Genomic DNA, 17,120 nt, shown 5'->3' with positions numbered 1-17,120 from the left:
CATTCGGATGATGCGCGAGGCGGTCTTGATCGCTTGAATCGTTCGAAGTTGAGCATGCCAGCCTGCGCTCGCTCGGCTGTGCTACCTTACCGAAGTGTCGGGTTGTCCGCTGCTGTCCGCTTCGCCAGTGCCTGAAACGAAGCAGTATGCGAATACTTCCCCTCCAAGCTCATCCGTGACACGAACCCAATTGTTTTCCCATGTCCGCAGGGTAACCTGGCGTCCCGTTGACATAGTCGCCGCCGTGAACGGACTGGACGCATTGACATTACTCGCCGCGACCACGTCGTCCCCCTCCATTTGTTCTACCAGGTATGTTTGCATCACTGCTCCTGACTGCAGGGCATGGCCGGTTCAATTGCGTGTAGCTGGAGGCATGAACTCCCAACCGCGGGGAACGGATTTCGTTCCATGCCACAGGCAACACTATGCCGGCAGTCAGCGACCGCCCCTGGCAGGACCGTGGCCCTAGCCGCTTAATGACTTGGTCAGGACTGAGCTATGTTTTGGCGGAGATGGGCCCTCGCTGCGAAGCCGCATACTTCTGGAATAGTGCAATCTTGTCGGGATAGGTAATCCGGATTTCGCTGTGACACCCCTCGCAGCGATATTTGGATGCAACCTGGAACCAGCGCCCGGGTTTCAGCAGAGCCAAGCCGCAACGCGGACATTTGAATGTCATTTCAAGAGGGCATAGATTCTGACACAGCGGCATTTCGTAACTTTCATAAGATGTACCTAATGTTAGGCAACGACAGCCGGCCGAAATCGTTCCTGGGCGCCGTTCTTTTCGTCAGGCCGATGACCAACCTCGGACGCCAGGAAACCATTGGAGTTATCCGCGATGCCAGCTTCACTGGCGCAGGCCTGAACTCAAGCGCACCCCGATTTCTGGTGGCGTAGCGCCGTTGCAGGCGTTGACTGATGTCAGCAACTTGCAATGAGCAAGCCCGGAGCGCCTCACTGCGTGGGCGCCGATCGAACGACCGTCAGAAAGGTTTACGAGAACCGAGCGTGGTGGCCTCGGGGCGACGGCGGGCCGCACGCTTGACGACACGACCTATTATCCGGACGCTGAAACAACGCCGCGCACCAAGCCATCATCAGTCAAGCAAGGAGGACGAAAAGCAGCGCAACCAGGCGGCAATCGTTGCGCTCGGGAGCCGCGATCCCGACCGAATTGATGGATATGGAAGCGCTGTTGAAGGGAACCGACGCATCCCTTGCGAATGCGTCGGTTCCAGAAGCTTATGCGTGGCGGATTTCCGTTCCCAGCACCTTCAAACATTCGCGGATGAACGCAGCAAGCGCCGTCCAGCCTTTGGCCGAAACCATTGTCCCGTCCACATATGCCTCGGTCGGCGACAGGTCGATATAGGTGCCACCCGCCAGTGTCACCTCAGGCTCGCAGGCGCCGAGTGCTGCGACCTTCTTGCCACGCACCACGCCGTCGACAGCGATCAGGATCTGCACACCGTGGCAGATGGTGAAGATCGGCTTCTTGGCCTCGTGGAAATGGCGCACGATCGCCTGCACGCGCTTGTCGGTGCGGATGTATTCCGGGCCGCGGCCGCCCGCGCAGTAGACGGCATGATATTGATCGAGCTGCCTCTCGGCTTCCGAGAAAGTCTTGTTGATCAGCGCATAGTGGCCGAGCTTTTCGGTGTAGGTCTGGTCGCCCTCGAAGTCGTGCAGCGAGGTCTTGATCAGATCTCCGGCGTTCTTGTCCGGGCATACCACGTGGATGGTGTGACCGACGGCTTCCATCGCCTGCTGATAGACAAAGATTTCGTATTCTTCGGTGAACTCACCGGTCAGCATCAGTATCTTTTTGCCTAGCATGGCTCTTCCTCTCTGTGTTTTGAGCTACGCAAGGCGCAGACCGCGCCCTGCCTTTCGGTGAAATCGGATAGTGTCAGAACGGTGAGTCCGGGAAATAGTATTCCTTGGCGTTGGCCTGGGTGATCAACGGCGCGTCGAGCTTGACGGTGCCACGGACGGGTGCCTGGCCGATCAGGTTGGCGACAGTCATGTAGATCGCGGTCTTGATCATCGACGGCGGATATGGCGTCTCGACCGGCGTCATGGCGTCGCCGTCGATCACTTTCTTGACGATGTCCTTCATGCCGTTGCCACCGAGTGCCAGCTTGATATCGGTCCGGCCCGATTGCTTGACCGCCTCGAGCACGCCAAGCAGCATGTCGTCGTCATTGGCCCACACCGCATCTATATGCGGGTACTTGGCCAAGTAGTCCTGCATCAGCTTGAAGGCTTCGTCGCTGTTCCAATGCGCGTACTGGATGTCGAGGACTTTCAGATCAGTGCCCTTGATCGTGTCTTGAAAGCCCTTGATGCGCTCGTCGTCGATGACGGTCGGAATGCCACGCAGTACGACGACGTCGCCCTTGCCGCCGAGCTTGTCGATCATGAACTTGGCTGTGTTGGTGCCCACCGCGATATTGTCGCCGGCGAGGTAAAGATCCTGGACGGAGGCGTCAGTTAGACCGCGATCGACGACGGTGATGAACGTGCCCATGTCCTTGATAGCCTTGACCGGCTGGGTCAGCTCTTCCGAGCTATAAGGCAGGATCACCAAAGCATCCAGCTTGCGGCTGGCCGACAGGTCCTCAAGCGCGCTGACCTGCTCCGCCGCCGACGGCGACGTCTTCACGACCACTTCGACGTTCGGGAACGCGGCGTTGATTTCCTTGGCCGCCGCTTGCGCGTGATAGACGATGCCCGCCGTCCAACCGTGGTCAGCTGCCGGTATCGACACCGCGATGACCTTCTTGTCTTGCGCCATGGCCTGACCGGCCAGCAGCAGCGCGCCCAGTGTCGCCGCCGCAATCCATTTTCTACTGAACATTGTCTTCTCCCTTGGACCTACAAGAACGTTAATCCGCGTGGTCCGGACGCGGCGCTATTTCGAATTCGAAAACCGCTGGATGAGCATGGCGATAATGATGATGACGCCCTGAACAGCGGCAACGAGGTATTCCGAGACGAAGTCCGACAGCACCATGAGGTTGGCGATGAGCTCCAGGATGACGGCGCCGGCGACCGTCCCCCACACATGGCCCTTGCCGCCGCGCAATGCGGTGCCGCCAATCACCACGGCTGTGATGACCTGCAGTTCCCAAAGCTGTCCGGTCGTCGGCGTTGCGGCGCCCAGGCGCGGCACGTAGCAGATCGCGGCAATGGCCACGCAGACACCCTGGACGATATAGGCGACGGTCCGTGTCCTGATCACCGAGATGCCGGAATAACGGGCGACATCCTCATTGGCGCCGACCGCCGCACATTTGCGGCCGTATTTCATCTTGTACAGGATGAAGGATGCGACCGCGGCGACGGCGATGGATATGAGGATTGGAACCGGGACGCCGGCAACCGTGCCGAAATAGACAGGCCGGTAGGCCTCGCGCAGCGACCGGTCGATTGGTATCGTGCCACCATCGGTCAGATAGGTTATCAACGCCCGGAAAATCCCCATCGTGCCCAGCGTGGCGATAAACGGTTCGATCCTGCCGACCGTGACGATGAGGCCGTTGGCAAGCCCGCACAGCAGACCGACCAGGATCGCCACCGCCATACCGGCGGGAATAGCCCAGATGCCGGCATGCGGCGCCACCGCGTTCATGAACATGATGGTGATGCCGGTGATGAAGGCGGCCATCGAGCCGACGGAAAGATCGAGCCCCCCGGACGAGATCACAAATGTCGCGCCGACCGCAATAATGGCGATGAAGGCGCTGCGGGTGATGACGTTGGCGAGGTTGGTGGCGGACAGGAAATCGGGGTTGATGAGGTAACCGACCACCAGCAGAGCTGCCAGCGCAAGAAAGGGCCCGATGTCGGTCCAACTGATATTGAGATCGAGGGGGCGACGCCTGGGTGCGGATTCGGTCATGACAGCCATTCTGTGCCTCCCTTGGCTTTTGGCCCTGGCTTGGGGCCACTGGTCGCCAGTACCGCCACATTGCTTTCGGTCATTTCGGCGCCACTGACCTCGCCGGTGATGCGGCCTTCGCGCATCACCAGGATGCGGTCGCAGATGCCGATCAGTTCCTGCATCTCCGAAGAGATGACGATGCAAGCCTTGCCCTTGGCCACAAGCTCCTGGATGAAGGCATAGATCTGCGCCTTGTTGGCGATGTCGATGCCACGCGTGGGCTCGTCGATAATGACCACCGAAGGATCGGTCAGCAGCACCTTCGCCAGCAGCAGCTTCTGCTGATTGCCCCCGGAAAGCTGGCCCGCTTTGGCGCCGAGGCTCTTCAGCCTGATGTCATATGTCTCCACGGCCTGTTCCAAGGCCTCCGCTTCGCGGCGCCGACCCATCGAAAGGCCGGGATGGAACACACCGAGCGCCGACAGCGTCAGGTTAGGCGCCAGGTGCTCTTGCAGCAGCAGTCCCTTGCCCTTGCGATCCTCGGTCAGGTAACCGACGCCGGCGTCGATCGCGGCGCGTTGCGACTGGAAATGGACCGACTTGCCCTTGAGTTCAACGGTGGCGGTCGCCGGTCGCAGGCCGATAATGCCCTCGAAAAGTTCGGTGCGGCCCGCCCCGACCATGCCGGCAAACCCAAGGATCTCGCCCTTGTGGACCGTAAACGACACCTCCTCCACATAGCCGGGAACGGAGGCGTTGCTGACGCTCAGCATCGGCACATCCGAAGGCGCCACGGTTTTTTCGGGATAGAGTGCTGCCAGTTCGCGCCCGACCATCAGCCGCGCCATATCCATCTGGCTCAGCGTCCTGCCGGGATAGGTGCCGATCATCTTGCCGTCGCGCAGAACGGTCACCTTGTCGGCGACCCGTTGCACCTCATCCAACCGGTGGCTGATATAGAGCACGGCGGTGCCGTGAGCCTTCAGTTGCAGGACGATCTCCAGCAGGCGCTCAACCTCGCCACCGGTCAGAACGGCGGTCGGCTCGTCGAAGATGACCACCTTGTGGTCGTCAAGCAGGGCGCGAGCGATCTGCACCATCTGCCGGTCCGCCAGCGAGACGTCGCGCACCAGTGCCCTTGGCGAGACCGTGCAGCCGATCTGCGCCAGTTTCTCGGCTGCCAGCCGGCGCATGGTGCGGTCATCCACGACATGGCCACGCGAAAGCTCTCGCCCGAGAAACAGATTATCGGTGACCGTGAGCCCCTCGGCGAGCAGGATTTCCTGATGAACCAAAGCGATACCGGCATCCTGCGCCTGGCTGGGCTTGGCAAATTTCACCGCATGTCCGTTCATCGACAATGTGCCGTGGCTTGGCTCGACATAGCCGGACAGCAGCCGCATCAACGTCGACTTGCCGGCACCGTTCTCGCCAATTATGGCGTGGATCTCACCGGGCAGGACGTCTAGGGTGACATCCGACAACACCGTCACCGGGCCGTATTGCTTGGACAATTCCTGGGCGCGCAGCACCGGTTCAAGCGAACCAGGCGCATCGCTGGACAACGTGCTCCCGCCCTCCCCGGCGATATTCGCGGCAATCGACATCCGTTCCGACCTCAATCGAATGCCGGGAGCAGGCGATCGCGCGAGTGCTCGATATGGATGCGCATCGCCTTTTCGGCGGCATCGGGATCGGCCGAGCCGAACGCGGCAAGGATCGCCTCGTGTTCGTCAAGCGCCTCCTCGGTCACGCGTGCATGGAACATCAGGCGGAAGATGTGGAAGTGCGTGTGCTGATGGCTCAACGTCTCGCGGACGAGTTCGTTTTGAGAAAATTCCATGATCTTGTCGTGGAAGATCGCATCTTGCCTGGCGAAGTTCGAATAGCGTACGCGATCATCCTTGCCTTCCCGGCGTGACATCACGCCGGCGGCTTCGAGCAACAGATTGAGCTTGGCCTCGTCCATCGTTGCGGCGGCCTTTGCGGCGCCATGCGGTTCGAGCAGCAGACGCATCTCGTATAATTCGTCGAAACGGCGCCGGGTGATCTGGGGCGCGGCACGATAACCGATCAAATGCGTCTTGAGCACCAGACCTTCGCCTTCGAGCCGGCCGAGGGCTTCGCGGATCGGCGTGTGCGAGACGTTGAATTCCTTGACCAGGCTGTCGACTGTAATGCGTGAGCCTGGCGGGATCTTCAGCGCCATCAACTGCGCGAAAATGGCTTCATAGACATCTTCTACGAGACTGTTGGCGCGCTGGATGCGACCAGCTCCAATGCTGGCGTCGCTTGGGTCGGGTAAGTTTGCGGTCTGCATATTTTGCCTCTTGACAGTGAGGACTGCTAACACGATGGTTCCCCGGATGCAATCCTATATCCTATACGATTTTAAAGCGGATATGATTTAAGTGCGAGAGACACACTCTTAAACCGTCCGATCCAGACCGAGTTCAATGCCTCCGTTCCAGTCAGCCGCCGTCAAAGGACCGACCATGACCCTCTTCGCCGCCCTGCGGTTGCCGCGTGAAATCCTGTTCGGGAAGGGGCAGCGCCATGTGCTGCCGACGGTCGCCGCCCGGTTCGGCCGACGCGCGCTGGTCTGCACCGATGAGCGTTTCGCGGGCACAACGGTATTCGCCGACATCATCAAGTCCCTTCAGTCAGCCTCGATCGAGGTCCTGGTGCATGATCGTGTTCTGCCCGACGTGCCACGCGACACGGTCGGCATCTGTGTCGAGGAAGCGAAGGGGTTCAGACCGGACATGGTGATCGGCATCGGCGGCGGCAGCTGTCTCGATTTCGCCAAATGCGCCACCCTGCTGCTCAGCCATGGCGGCAAGCTCCAGGACTATTACGGGGAGTTCAAGGTGCCGGGTCCGACACTGCCGCTGATCGCCGTACCCACCACGGCCGGCACCGGCTCCGAGGTGACGCCGGTCGCGGTGATTTCCGACCCGGACCGGACGCTCAAGGTCGGCATATCGAGCCCTTATCTGATCGCCGCGGTTGCCTTGTGCGACCCCGAACTGACAATGACCTGCCCCCGTGCCCTGACCGCGATAGCCGGCGCCGACGCGCTGACCCATGCGATCGAGGCCTTCACCGCCATGCGGCGCGGAGAAGACCCCAACCTGCCGCAACAACACGTCTTCATTGGCAAGACTGCGCTGACCGACCATTTCGCGTTGCTCGCGATAAAGCTGCTCGGCCGGAGTCTGGAGAAAGCCTGCAGCGACGGCACCGATGCCGACGCGCGTGCCGATGTCATGATGGGCGCGCTGGCGGCGGGCTGCGCATTCGGCACCGCCGGCACGGCGGCGGCGCATGCCGTGCAATACCCGGCAGGCGCCCTCACCCACACCGCCCATGGTTTGGGCGTGGCGACAATGATGCCTTACGTGATGACCTATAACAGCCGCGTCGCTGCTCACGAGATGGCAGAGATCGGCGCGGCACTTGGCTTGGAGACCAAGACGAGAACCGCCGCCGAGATGGCAGCCGCCACGATCGAGGAGATCAGGCGATTGTTCGCAGCGATCGGCATTACGCCAACACTGGCGGATCTAGGCCTCCCTGCCGACAAGCTTGACTGGACCGCCGAGCAGGCGCTCGGCATCGACCGCCTGATCAAGAACAATCCGCGTGCCTTCGATTTCGGCACGATGCGACGCCTCGTCCAGGCTGCCCATGACGGCGACCTCGCCGCCTGCGTTATGTGAAAACGGAACAAAGCGATGAATTTGAACCCTCAGCAACTCGACCAGGATGGCTATGACGTGCGCGGTTTTTCGCACGGACTCTACATCGACGGCACTTGGCGGCCGTCCTCCGACGGTCGGCTCATCGATGTCGTCGATCCCTCCTCCGGGGCGGTGATCGCCGCGGTTCCCGATGCGACAGTCGAGGACGCTACCGCCGCCGTCGAGGCCGCGGCCAAAGCAGCTAAGGGATGGCGGGAAACTGCGCCGCGCAAGCGATCCGAAATCCTCAGGCGTTGTTTCGAACTGATGGTCGAACGCTCGGAAACGCTTGCCATGCTGATCTCGCTGGAGAATGGCAAGGCGTTGCGCGACGCGCGCGGCGAAGTGGCGTACGCCGCCGAGTTCTTCCGCTGGAATGCTGAAGAAGCGGTCCGGATCACCGGTGAATTCGGCACTGCGCCATCCGGCACCAACCGGATCGTGGTCGATTATGAGCCGATCGGAATTTGCGTGCTGATCACACCGTGGAATTTTCCGGCCGCGATGGCGACCCGCAAGATCGCGCCGGCGCTGGCGGCAGGCTGCACTGTCGTCCTGAAGCCGGCCAGTGAAACACCGCTGACGGCCTATGCGCTGGCGGCACTCTACAGCGAAGCCGGCGTGCCTGCCGGCGTCGTCAACGTGCTGACCACGACCAGTCCCGGGCCGCTGACCTCGGCCATGCTCGCCGATCCACGCGTCAGGAAGCTGTCCTTCACGGGGTCAACGGGTGTCGGCCGAACCTTGCTCGGCGAGGCTTCAAAGCATGTCATTTCGTGTTCGATGGAACTCGGCGGCAATGCCCCGTTTGTCGTCTTCGACGATGCCGATCTCGACGCCGCCCTCGACGGCGCGATGATCGCCAAGATGCGCAACGCCGGCGAAGCCTGCACCGCTGCCAATCGCCTCTATGTGCAATCGGGAATCTATGATGCTTTCGCCGACGGGCTCCGCAAGCGCATGGCGGCACTTAAGGTGGGAGCGGGCCCGAATGCCGACACCGAATGCGGGCCGATGATCACCAGAAAGGCTGTCGACAAGATCGACCGCCTGGTCAAGGACGCGGTGGGCCGGGGAGCCAAGGTGCTTTGCGGCGGGGCGATTTCGGAGGAAGAAGGATTCTTCTATCCGCCCACAGTGCTGTCCGATGTGCCGCCCGATGCGGAGATGGCGCACGAGGAGATTTTCGGCCCGGTGGCACCTATCACACGCTTCGACACCGAGGCCGAGGCCATCGCACATGCTAACAACACAAAATATGGCCTGGCCGCTTATATATACACACACGATGTTGGGCGCGGCATGCGGGTGGCGTCGGGGATCGAGGCCGGCATGATCGGCCTCAATCGGGGACTGATGTCGGATCCGGCCGCACCATTCGGAGGCGTCAAGCAGAGCGGCCTTGGCCGCGAAGGCGGCCAGCACCACGGTATCGCCGAGTTCATGGAGGCTAAGTATATTGCCGTCACCTTCTGAACCGGCAGTCATGTCAAAGGACCCTTTCCGCACGCGCGACCATGTGGCCGATTTTGACGATATCGTGGCCGACATAGTGACTCGCAGCGCCGAGACTCGGGCGACCCTGCCGATGTCAGTTGATATCGCCTATGGCGAGGGCGAGGCCGAAAGATTGGACCTGTTCTTTCCGCCCGGCGCGCGCAGGGATCTTCCCGTGCACATCTTCATCCATGGCGGCTACTGGCGCATGTTCTCCAGGAGCGACTATTCTTATGTAGCGAACACCGTCACCAAAGCTGGGGCGATCGCGGTCATCGTCGACTATGCGCTGATGCCCGAATTCAGGATGGCGGCAATCGTCGACCAGATCCGGCGTGCCAAACAATGGGTGCTGGACAATATAGCCGCCCATGGCGGTGACCCTGCCCGGTTAAGCGTAAGTGGTCATTCGGCGGGTGCGCACCTGGCCACATTCCTGTTCGAAAAGACGCCAATGCCATCACGCATACGTGCGGCGCTGCTGCTGGGCGGCCTTTACGACCTCAAGCCCCTTCAGACGTCCTTCCTCCAGCCGCTAATCGGAATCACCGATGAGGAGGCAGCTGCCTTCTCCCCAATGACGCGGTGGCATGACCCGGAGACGGCAGCGACCATTCTCGTCGGAGATCAGGAAACGTCACCTTTTCACCAGCAGGCCGCCGACTTCGGAAAGCGCTTGCGCGCACAGGGGCACCTTGTCTGCGACCTCTGCCTGAATGACCGAAACCACATGAACAGCGTGCGGGATCTGGGCATCAGCGGCACACAAGCTGGCGATTGCCTGATGGCGATGATCGAGGGAAACGGCCTATAGGACGGAACCTAGGGAACGTAGAGCTCGCTTGAAAGTACCGTCACGGGATCGCGGCACGCTACCGGCATCGGGCTGAGCTTTGCAGCAGGTGAAATCCGGCAGAGGACACAACCGACGATTCCTCATCCTCTTTCTCCACACTGACGAACTGCACAGCGCATCAGAAAATCGAAATTGCCCCTGCCGCCTCGAGCCGCGATGGTCTTTACGCAAGCAGCCGGCTTAGGGCTGTGGAGGAAACGTCGTCGCGGCAAAGCCCTGGGGCAAGGCCGTTTTGGCACGCCGCTGGTTCAAACCGGCAGCGAGGGGAGGAACTGACTTGGCTGGTTCGGGCAAATCCGACACCGCGCGCTTGGGCATCAAAATGTCCCAGGAACTCGTCGTCGGCGCGATCTCGGCCGTCCTCTTTCTGGTGTTCTCGGCGACGCTCAACAATTTCCTAAGCCAGGGCAACATCCTTGCCATCCTCAAGAATGTCTCCATCCTCGGCACGCTGGCCGTCGGCATGGGGTTCATCGTCGTCGGGCGTGGCATCGACCTGACCATGGTGGCGGTGATGGTCGTCGGCGTCGCCTTCAGCATTTGGATCTCCACCTGGGGCGTCGACTTCACGCTGGCCATCGTCTTCGGCGCTATCCTGGTCGCAGCCATCGGCCTGTTCACCGGGGTCATGGTGGCGGTGGCCGAAATTCCGCCGATCTTCGCCACCCTTGCCATCGCGTCCTCCGTCTACGGCTCTGGCCGCATCGTCTTTGCGTCCGACGTGCTCTATGCCCCCTCCGATATCGGCTGGCTGAAATTCGTCGGCAACGGAACCATCCTTGGCATTCCGATGTCGGTGATCATCTTCGCGGCGGTGGCCGCGCTCATGGGCTTCTTCCTGAGGAAGACCCGCTTCGGCCGGCTGGTCTATGCTACTGGCGACAACCCGAACGCGGCCCGCACTACCGGGCTGCCGACGCGCCCGATCATCGTGACGCAATATGTCATCAGCGCCCTCATTGCCTATACCGCCGGCATCATCATGCTGGGGCTGGTCACCGGAATCGACACGCGCCTCTACAATTCCAGCCTGATCTACGACGTGCTGCTGGTGGTCGTGCTGGGCGGCATCGGCCTCTCCGGTGGCCAGGGCGGCGTACGCAACGTCATCGTCGGCACCATCCTAGTCGGCATCCTGACCAACGGCATGACGATCCTGAACTTCAGCTACACCAGCCAGAACCTGATCAAGAGCGTGATCCTGCTGGGCGCGCTGGCGATCGACGCCATCATCAATCCGCGCGACGAGCAGACCTCGCAAAGCGGCGACATCTGAAACAAGAACCGAGACATAAATCTGGGAGGAAAAACATGAAGTTGTTCAAGAACTGCCTGTTCGCGGGCATGACAGCGCTCGCGCTGCTGGGCGCGGCGAAAATCACCACGGCGCAGGAAACCGATCAGGTCGGCCGCTCTACGTATCTCGAGGCGCTCAAGGGCAAGAAGGTCATCTTTGTGCCAATCTCGCAGGGCATGGACCTCAACCAGGCATGGGTGGTGGTGTGGCAGCGTCACGCGGCACGCTACGGCTTCACCCTTGAGGTGCGCGATCCCTCCGGCGACACCAATGCCGGCATTCGCGCCATGCAGGGCGCCATCGCCGAGAAGCCGGACCTGATCATCGTGCAGAACCCCGATGTCCAGACCTACGCACGCCTGTTGAAACAGGCGCAGGCGGCCGGCATCAAAGTGCTGCAAGTCAACATGCAGTCGGCCACCCAGACCGACAGTTATGTCGGCAATGACTGGATCGAAATGGGCCGTCTCGAAATGGGCGAACTGGCCAAGCACTGCACCGGGCCCAATGCCGTCTCGCACAAGGTGGTCTGGCTCGCCGGCGTCCAGACGGGTGCCGCCAACATCTACATGCGCACCGGCATCGACGAGGTGCTGAAGGCCAATCCCGAGCTGCAGCTCGTCTCCGATCAGCCGGCCGATTACATGAGCGAAAAGGCCCGCCAGATCACCGAGACGGTCCTCCAGCAGCATCCGGACCTGTGCGGCATCATGGGCATCTGGGATAATGCCGAGGTCGGCGCCGGCGCCGCCGTCGCGGCCGCCGGCAAGCAGGATCAGGTGACGATCGTGACCAATGGCGCGGGCAGCGCCACGGGCTGCGAGAGCATCAAGAACGGGCTGCTCGACGTGATCTTCAACTTTAATGCTCCGATCCAGGCCGAGATCGCAGCACAGCAGATTTCCGAACTGCTGCAGCAGTCCGGCCGGCAAGCGGGCAGCGAGAAGACCATCTTTTTCGGTCCGATCACCCGCGTCGACAAGGCCAATGCGACCGGCAGGAATTGCTGGAAGCTGGACGAGCTCAAGTAACGGACTTCCTTGATGAGCATGGCTGAAAGCCTTGTGCGCTGGCGCTACCGCCTGCTCCCCGACCACGTGGTCGGGGAGATCCTGACCAAGAAGTGGATCGACAGCGTCATCCCCTTCACGGCGCTGGCCATTTTGTGCGCGATCTTCGGCTCGATCGTGCCAGGCTTCTTCGATCTGGCGACGCTGACCAATCTCAGCGGCCAGACCGCCGAGCTTGGCCTGGTGGTGCTCGGCATGACCATCGTCATGGTATCGGGCGGCATCGATCTGTCTGTCGGGTCGACCTTCGCGCTCGCCGTTCTGGTCACGCTCTATGGCATGAATGTCGAGCAGTGGAGCTTTGGTACCGGCCTGTTGGCGTGCCTCGGCCTCGGTGTCGTCTGCGGCGCCATCAACGGCTTCCTGGTTGGCTTCCTGCGCATGCGGGCGTTTCTGACCACGCTGGTGACGCTCATCATCTACCGCTCGACCTTCGACATCGTCTTCCCCCAGGTCTCGACGCGTATCGTCACCAGCGGGTCGGATTCGCCGACCTATGATTTCCTTGGTTTCGGCACGATCTGGGGCGTGCCGACATCCTTTGTGGTCTTCGTCGTCATCGCGCTGATCATCCATCTGGTGCTGTCGCGCGCCCGCTATGGCTGGAGGCTGTTCGCGGTCGGCGGCGCGCGGCGCTCTGCCTACAATGCCGGCATCAATGTGCGCTTCATCTTGTTCAGCGCCTATGTCTTGTGCTCGGTGCTGGTGGCGCTCTCCGGCTTCTTCTTCTCGGCCCGCATCGGCAGTGCTGCTTCCGACATCGGCACCGGGCTCGAACTGCAGGTGTTGACCGCGACCGTGCTCGGCGGCATCTCGCTCGGCGGCGGGCGCGGCTCGGTCGCCAAGGCGCTGATGGGCACCGTCTTCGTGCTTGTCCTGTCGAACAGCCTGCTTGCGCTGGCCGTGCCCGGCCCGGTCAATTTCCTGATCCTCGGCATCGTACTGCTTTTGTCGGTGCTTCTCGACGTGCGCTGGGTAAAGAACCGCCACAAGATCCTGCGCAGCGTCTACATCTCGCCGACCTTCGCCAAGATGCCGCAGGCGATCTCGACCGCGCCCGGCGCGCCGATGGCGGTGAACGACCGGTTGAAGGACGTCGGCGTCATCGGCCTCGGCGTTCTCGACGGCGCGGAGGATGTGATCTTCGACCGGCAGGACCGTCTCTACACCGGCAGCCGCCAGGGCGAGATCCTGCGCTTCCAGCCGCCCCATTACACCGATAGCGAAGTGTTCGCACATATTGGCGGCTCGCCGCTCGGCATGGCTTTCGACCGCGACGACAACCTCGTCATCTGCGTCGCCGGCATGGGCCTCTATCAGGTCTCGCCGACCGGCGACGTAAAGTTGCTGACCGCCGAGACCAACCGCTCACTGACCTCGGTGGTCGACGACTCGACCATGAAGCTCGCCGACGACTGCGACATCCTGCCGGACGGCCGCATCGTCTTTTCGGAAGCCACCGTGCGCTTCGAGATGCATGACTGGTATGCCGACGCGCTGGAAAGCCGCGGCAACGGACGCATCATCGTCCATGATCCCAAATCCGGTTCGACACGCACACTGCTGTCGAACCTCGTCTTCCCCAATGGCATCTGCACGGCCTTCGACGGCCAGTCGGTACTGTTCGCCGAAAGCTGGGCCTGCCGCATCAGCCGCTACTATTTCGATGGCCCGAAGAAGGGCCAGGTCGAGCGCGTCATCGAGGGCTTGCCCGGCTATCCCGACAACATCAACCGCGCCTCCGACGGCACCTACTGGCTGGCCCTGATGGGCATGCGCACGCCGGCATTGGATCTCTCGCTTGAAATGCCGAGCTTCCGCCGTCGCATGGCGCGGCGCGTATCGGAAGATGCGTGGCTGATGCCCAACCTCAACACGGGCTGCGTGCTGCGTTTCGACGAGAACGGCCAGATCCTCGAAAGCCTGTGGGACCAAGCCGGCGAGAAGCATCCGATGATCACGTCGATGCGCGAGCACAAGGGCATCCTCTATCTCTGCGGCATCTTCAACAACCGCATGGGCACCTTGCCCCTGAAAGGCGTCGATCCCGACTGGTTCAGCTCGGATTCCTACTGGGGCAAAAAGTCATGAGCGGTTTGAACCAGCTTCTTGACCGCTTTCTCGGCCGTGGCGAGTGGGCCGTGACCGTGCCGACGCTCGACGGGCCGTTGCTGCCCAACCAGGGACTGGAGGAAGCCGAGCCGTTCGCCGGCCTCGCCGAGGCCGACAATCTCGTGCGCACCGAAAAGGGCCTTCTGGCAAGCAGCGCCAACCGGCTGATGCGCTTTAGCGCCGTCGGCCATGCCGAAACCTTGCAGGAATTTCCGGGCGAGATTACCGCACTCGCCCATGCCCGCGGCATGACCGCGATGGCCATCGACGGCAAGAGCGTCGTCGTCCGTGGCGGCCTGCATGACGGGCGCGAGGCGACGGGCGAGGAGGCTCGCCGCCTCTCCTGTATCACCGCTCTCACCTTCCTCGACAGCAACACCTTGCTGGTGGCCAACGGCTCGGCCTCAGTGCCGGCGAGCGGTTGGCGTCGCGACCTGATGCAGAAGAGCGTATCCGGTTCGGTCTGGCGGCTCGATCTGAAAAACGGCCGGCTGGAGCTGATCAGGGATGGCTTGGCCTGGCCGGCCGGCATCGCCACCACCGGCTCCAACCGCATCTACGTCTCGGAGGCCTGGCGCCACCGCGTGCTGGCGATCGACCTTGCCACCAAGGCGTCGCTGCCCGTGCTGGAGCATCTGCCGGCCTACCCCGCGCGCATCGCCCCGGCCTTCAACGCCGGCTACTGGCTGACCTTCTATTCCGTGCGCAACCAGTTGGTGGAGTTCATCCTGCGCGAGGAGACCTACCGCACCCGCATGCTGGCGGAAGTCCCGGAGGCCTACTGGATGGCGCCGTCGCTCGGATCATGGCACGACTATCGCGAGCCCATGCAAGGCAGCCAGTTGAAGCAGATGAACGTGCTGAAGCCATATGCGGTGACAAAGTCCTACGGGCTGGTGGTCCTTTGCGACCAGAACATGAAGCCGCTGTCGAGTTTCCATTCGCGCGCAGACGGCAAGGTGCACGGGACGCTGAGCGCCTGCGAGCTGGGAGATGATCTGCTGGTCGCCTCGCGCGGCGGATCGAGGATCGTGCGCGTGGCGAGCGCCGCCAGTGGCAAGCGAGGCTAAGCGATGTCGGACGCCAACATCATTGAACTCAGGGATGCCGCCAAGGCGTTTGCGCGCATTCCGGCCTTCAAGAATGTCAATTTCGACCTGCGCAAGGGCGAAATCCACGCGTTGCTCGGGGAAAACGGCGCCGGCAAGTCGACGCTGACCAAGGTCATGGCCGGTGTCTTCAAGCTGACCGAGGGCAAGATGACCTTCGACGGCAAGGATGTGTCCTTCGCCACGCCCGCCGAAGCGCTGCGCGCCGGCATCGCCATGGTGTTCCAGGAAACCAACCTGGTGCCGGCCATGACGGTGGCCCAGAATCTCTATCTCGGCGAAGAGAAGATGTTCAACCGGTTGCGCGGCCTCTACATTCAGGCGCGGCAGTTCCTCGCCGGCATGGGCTTCCAGGTCGACCCGTCCGCGCAGGTCAGCACGCTGGGCGCGGCGCACAAGCAGATGGTGGAGATCGCGCGCGCCGTCCACCACAAGGCCCGCGTCATCATCTTCGACGAGCCGACAGCGACGCTGACGCCTGAGGAGAAGAGCCACTTCTTCAAACTTTTGCGGCGGCTGGTGAAGGAGGGCATCGCCGTCATCTTCATCACCCATGCGCTGGAAGAGGCGCTTGCTGTCGCTAACCGCATCACGGTCATGCGCGATGGCGAGATCGTCGCGTCCGGCGAAGCCAAGGGCTTCACCCGCGCTTCGATCGTGCAGGCCATGGTCGGCCGTACGCTGACCGAAACGCTGCATGGCGAGGTCAAGCGCACGGCGCGGCCCTATGGCGACAAGGTGCTTTCGGTCGAGAACCTGTCCTGCGCCGGCCTGGTACGCAATTCTTCCTTCTCGGTGTTTTCGGGCCAGGTCACCGGCATGTTCGGCCTTGTCGGCGCCGGCCGGACCGAAATGGCCAAGGTCGTCGCCGGACTGTTGAAGCGCAACATCTTCCACGGCGGCGAGATCCGCCTGCTCGGCAAGTCGGTGCGCTACCGGGTGCCCAGGCCTGCGGTGCGCGACGGCATCGTCTATGTCACCGAGGATCGCAAGGTCGACGGTTTCTTCGAAACCATGACCGCGGGCGAGAACCTGCAAATGGGTGAACTGACCGAGGGCGCCAATCCCGTCTCCATGGTGTCGCTGGCGCGGGCCAGGCAACTTGCTCGCGAATGGGGCGAACGCCTGAGCCTGCGGCAGACCAGCGACCGAGCCCGGATGATCGAGCTCTCCGGCGGCAACCAGCAGAAGGTCGTGATCGCCAAATCGCTGATCCAGAAACCGAGGCTGGTGATCTTCGACGAGCCGACACGCGGTGTCGACGTCGGCGCCATTGTCGAGATCCACCAGCTCATCAGCGATCTCGCCGAGCAAGGCATGGCCGTCGTTGTCATCTCGTCCTATCTACCTGAAATTCTTGCCGTTTCGGATCGCATTCTGGTGGTCAAGCGCGGCCGCGTGGTCGAGGAGATGATGCTGTCGGAGGCCACCGAGGAACGCGTCATGTTCGCCGCGGTTCATTGAACGGCTCGACAAGAGAGACACTTTTGCCGGTCAAGCCAGGACCAATGTCTGGCCGGCCCTATTGCCTTGCAATCGGTTCC

General features: G+C 62.0%; 13 protein-coding genes. 8 read left to right on the top strand and 5 right to left on the bottom strand.

Annotation, left to right across the window (positions count from 1 at the left end; translation table 11 throughout):
* Window positions 1–1,248: 1,248 nt before the first annotated feature.
* The 5 genes from EN943_RS04430 to EN943_RS04410 form a co-directional block, all read right to left on the bottom strand.
* Window positions 1,249–1,842, bottom strand: a complete 594-nt coding sequence (locus EN943_RS04430; protein ID WP_127411669.1) for a DJ-1/PfpI family protein — start codon at window positions 1,840–1,842, stop codon at window positions 1,249–1,251.
* Window positions 1,843–1,915: 73 nt separating this feature from the next.
* Window positions 1,916–2,866 carry a substrate-binding domain-containing protein gene (locus tag EN943_RS04425; protein WP_013533130.1) on the bottom strand — a complete coding sequence of 317 codons (951 nt, stop codon included), beginning with the start codon at window positions 2,864–2,866 and terminating at the stop codon, window positions 1,916–1,918.
* Between the two features lie 54 nt (window positions 2,867–2,920).
* Window positions 2,921–3,910, bottom strand: a complete 990-nt coding sequence (locus tag EN943_RS04420; RefSeq protein WP_245475581.1) for an ABC transporter permease — start codon at window positions 3,908–3,910, stop codon at window positions 2,921–2,923.
* On the bottom strand, window positions 3,907–5,499 hold the full coding sequence (locus tag EN943_RS04415; RefSeq protein WP_127411667.1) for a sugar ABC transporter ATP-binding protein: 1,593 nt from the start codon (window positions 5,497–5,499) through the stop codon (window positions 3,907–3,909). Before EN943_RS04415 ends, EN943_RS04420 begins: the two co-directional genes overlap by 4 nt.
* 11 nt (window positions 5,500–5,510) lie before the next feature.
* Complete coding sequence (locus EN943_RS04410) at window positions 5,511–6,212, bottom strand: GntR family transcriptional regulator (RefSeq protein WP_127411666.1); 702 nt, start codon at window positions 6,210–6,212, stop codon at window positions 5,511–5,513.
* A gap of 175 nt (window positions 6,213–6,387) precedes the next feature.
* Between EN943_RS04410 and EN943_RS04405 the strand changes: the two genes are divergently transcribed.
* The 8 genes from EN943_RS04405 (at window position 6,388) to EN943_RS04370 (ending at window position 17,040) form a co-directional block, all read left to right on the top strand.
* Window positions 6,388–7,614, top strand: a complete 1,227-nt coding sequence (locus EN943_RS04405) for an iron-containing alcohol dehydrogenase (protein WP_127411665.1) — start codon at window positions 6,388–6,390, stop codon at window positions 7,612–7,614.
* Window positions 7,615–7,629: 15 nt separating this feature from the next.
* Window positions 7,630–9,111 (top strand): NAD-dependent succinate-semialdehyde dehydrogenase, encoded by a 1,482-nt coding sequence (locus tag EN943_RS04400; RefSeq protein ID WP_127411664.1) that lies wholly within the window; start codon window positions 7,630–7,632, stop codon window positions 9,109–9,111.
* Window positions 9,112–9,121: 10 nt separating this feature from the next.
* The gene (locus EN943_RS04395; RefSeq protein WP_164778071.1) at window positions 9,122–9,946 is read left to right on the top strand and encodes an alpha/beta hydrolase; all 825 of its coding nucleotides are present in this window, start codon (window positions 9,122–9,124) and stop codon (window positions 9,944–9,946) included.
* 364 nt (window positions 9,947–10,310) lie between these two features.
* Complete coding sequence (locus EN943_RS04390; protein WP_245475580.1) at window positions 10,311–11,264, top strand: ABC transporter permease; 954 nt, start codon at window positions 10,311–10,313, stop codon at window positions 11,262–11,264.
* A gap of 35 nt (window positions 11,265–11,299) precedes the next feature.
* A complete protein-coding gene (locus tag EN943_RS04385; protein WP_127411662.1) occupies window positions 11,300–12,316 on the top strand; it encodes a sugar ABC transporter substrate-binding protein in 1,017 nt (338 codons plus the stop codon).
* A 12-nt stretch (window positions 12,317–12,328) separates the two neighbouring features.
* Window positions 12,329–14,446, top strand: a complete 2,118-nt coding sequence (locus EN943_RS04380; protein WP_127411661.1) for an SMP-30/gluconolactonase/LRE family protein — start codon at window positions 12,329–12,331, stop codon at window positions 14,444–14,446.
* Window positions 14,443–15,537: a strictosidine synthase gene (locus tag EN943_RS04375; protein ID WP_127411660.1), complete on the top strand. Its 1,095-nt coding sequence runs from the start codon at window positions 14,443–14,445 to the stop codon at window positions 15,535–15,537. Before EN943_RS04380 ends, EN943_RS04375 begins: the two co-directional genes overlap by 4 nt.
* A 3-nt stretch (window positions 15,538–15,540) precedes the next feature.
* On the top strand, window positions 15,541–17,040 hold the full coding sequence (locus tag EN943_RS04370; RefSeq protein ID WP_127411659.1) for a sugar ABC transporter ATP-binding protein: 1,500 nt from the start codon (window positions 15,541–15,543) through the stop codon (window positions 17,038–17,040).
* Window positions 17,041–17,120: the final 80 nt, after the last annotated feature.

It is taken from the genome of Mesorhizobium sp. M7A.F.Ca.US.006.01.1.1, from assembly GCF_003997935.1.
Lineage (GTDB): Bacteria > Pseudomonadota > Alphaproteobacteria > Rhizobiales > Rhizobiaceae > Mesorhizobium.
Note: the sequence above shows the minus strand (reverse complement) of the source record. Positions and strands in the feature narration are given on the sequence as shown.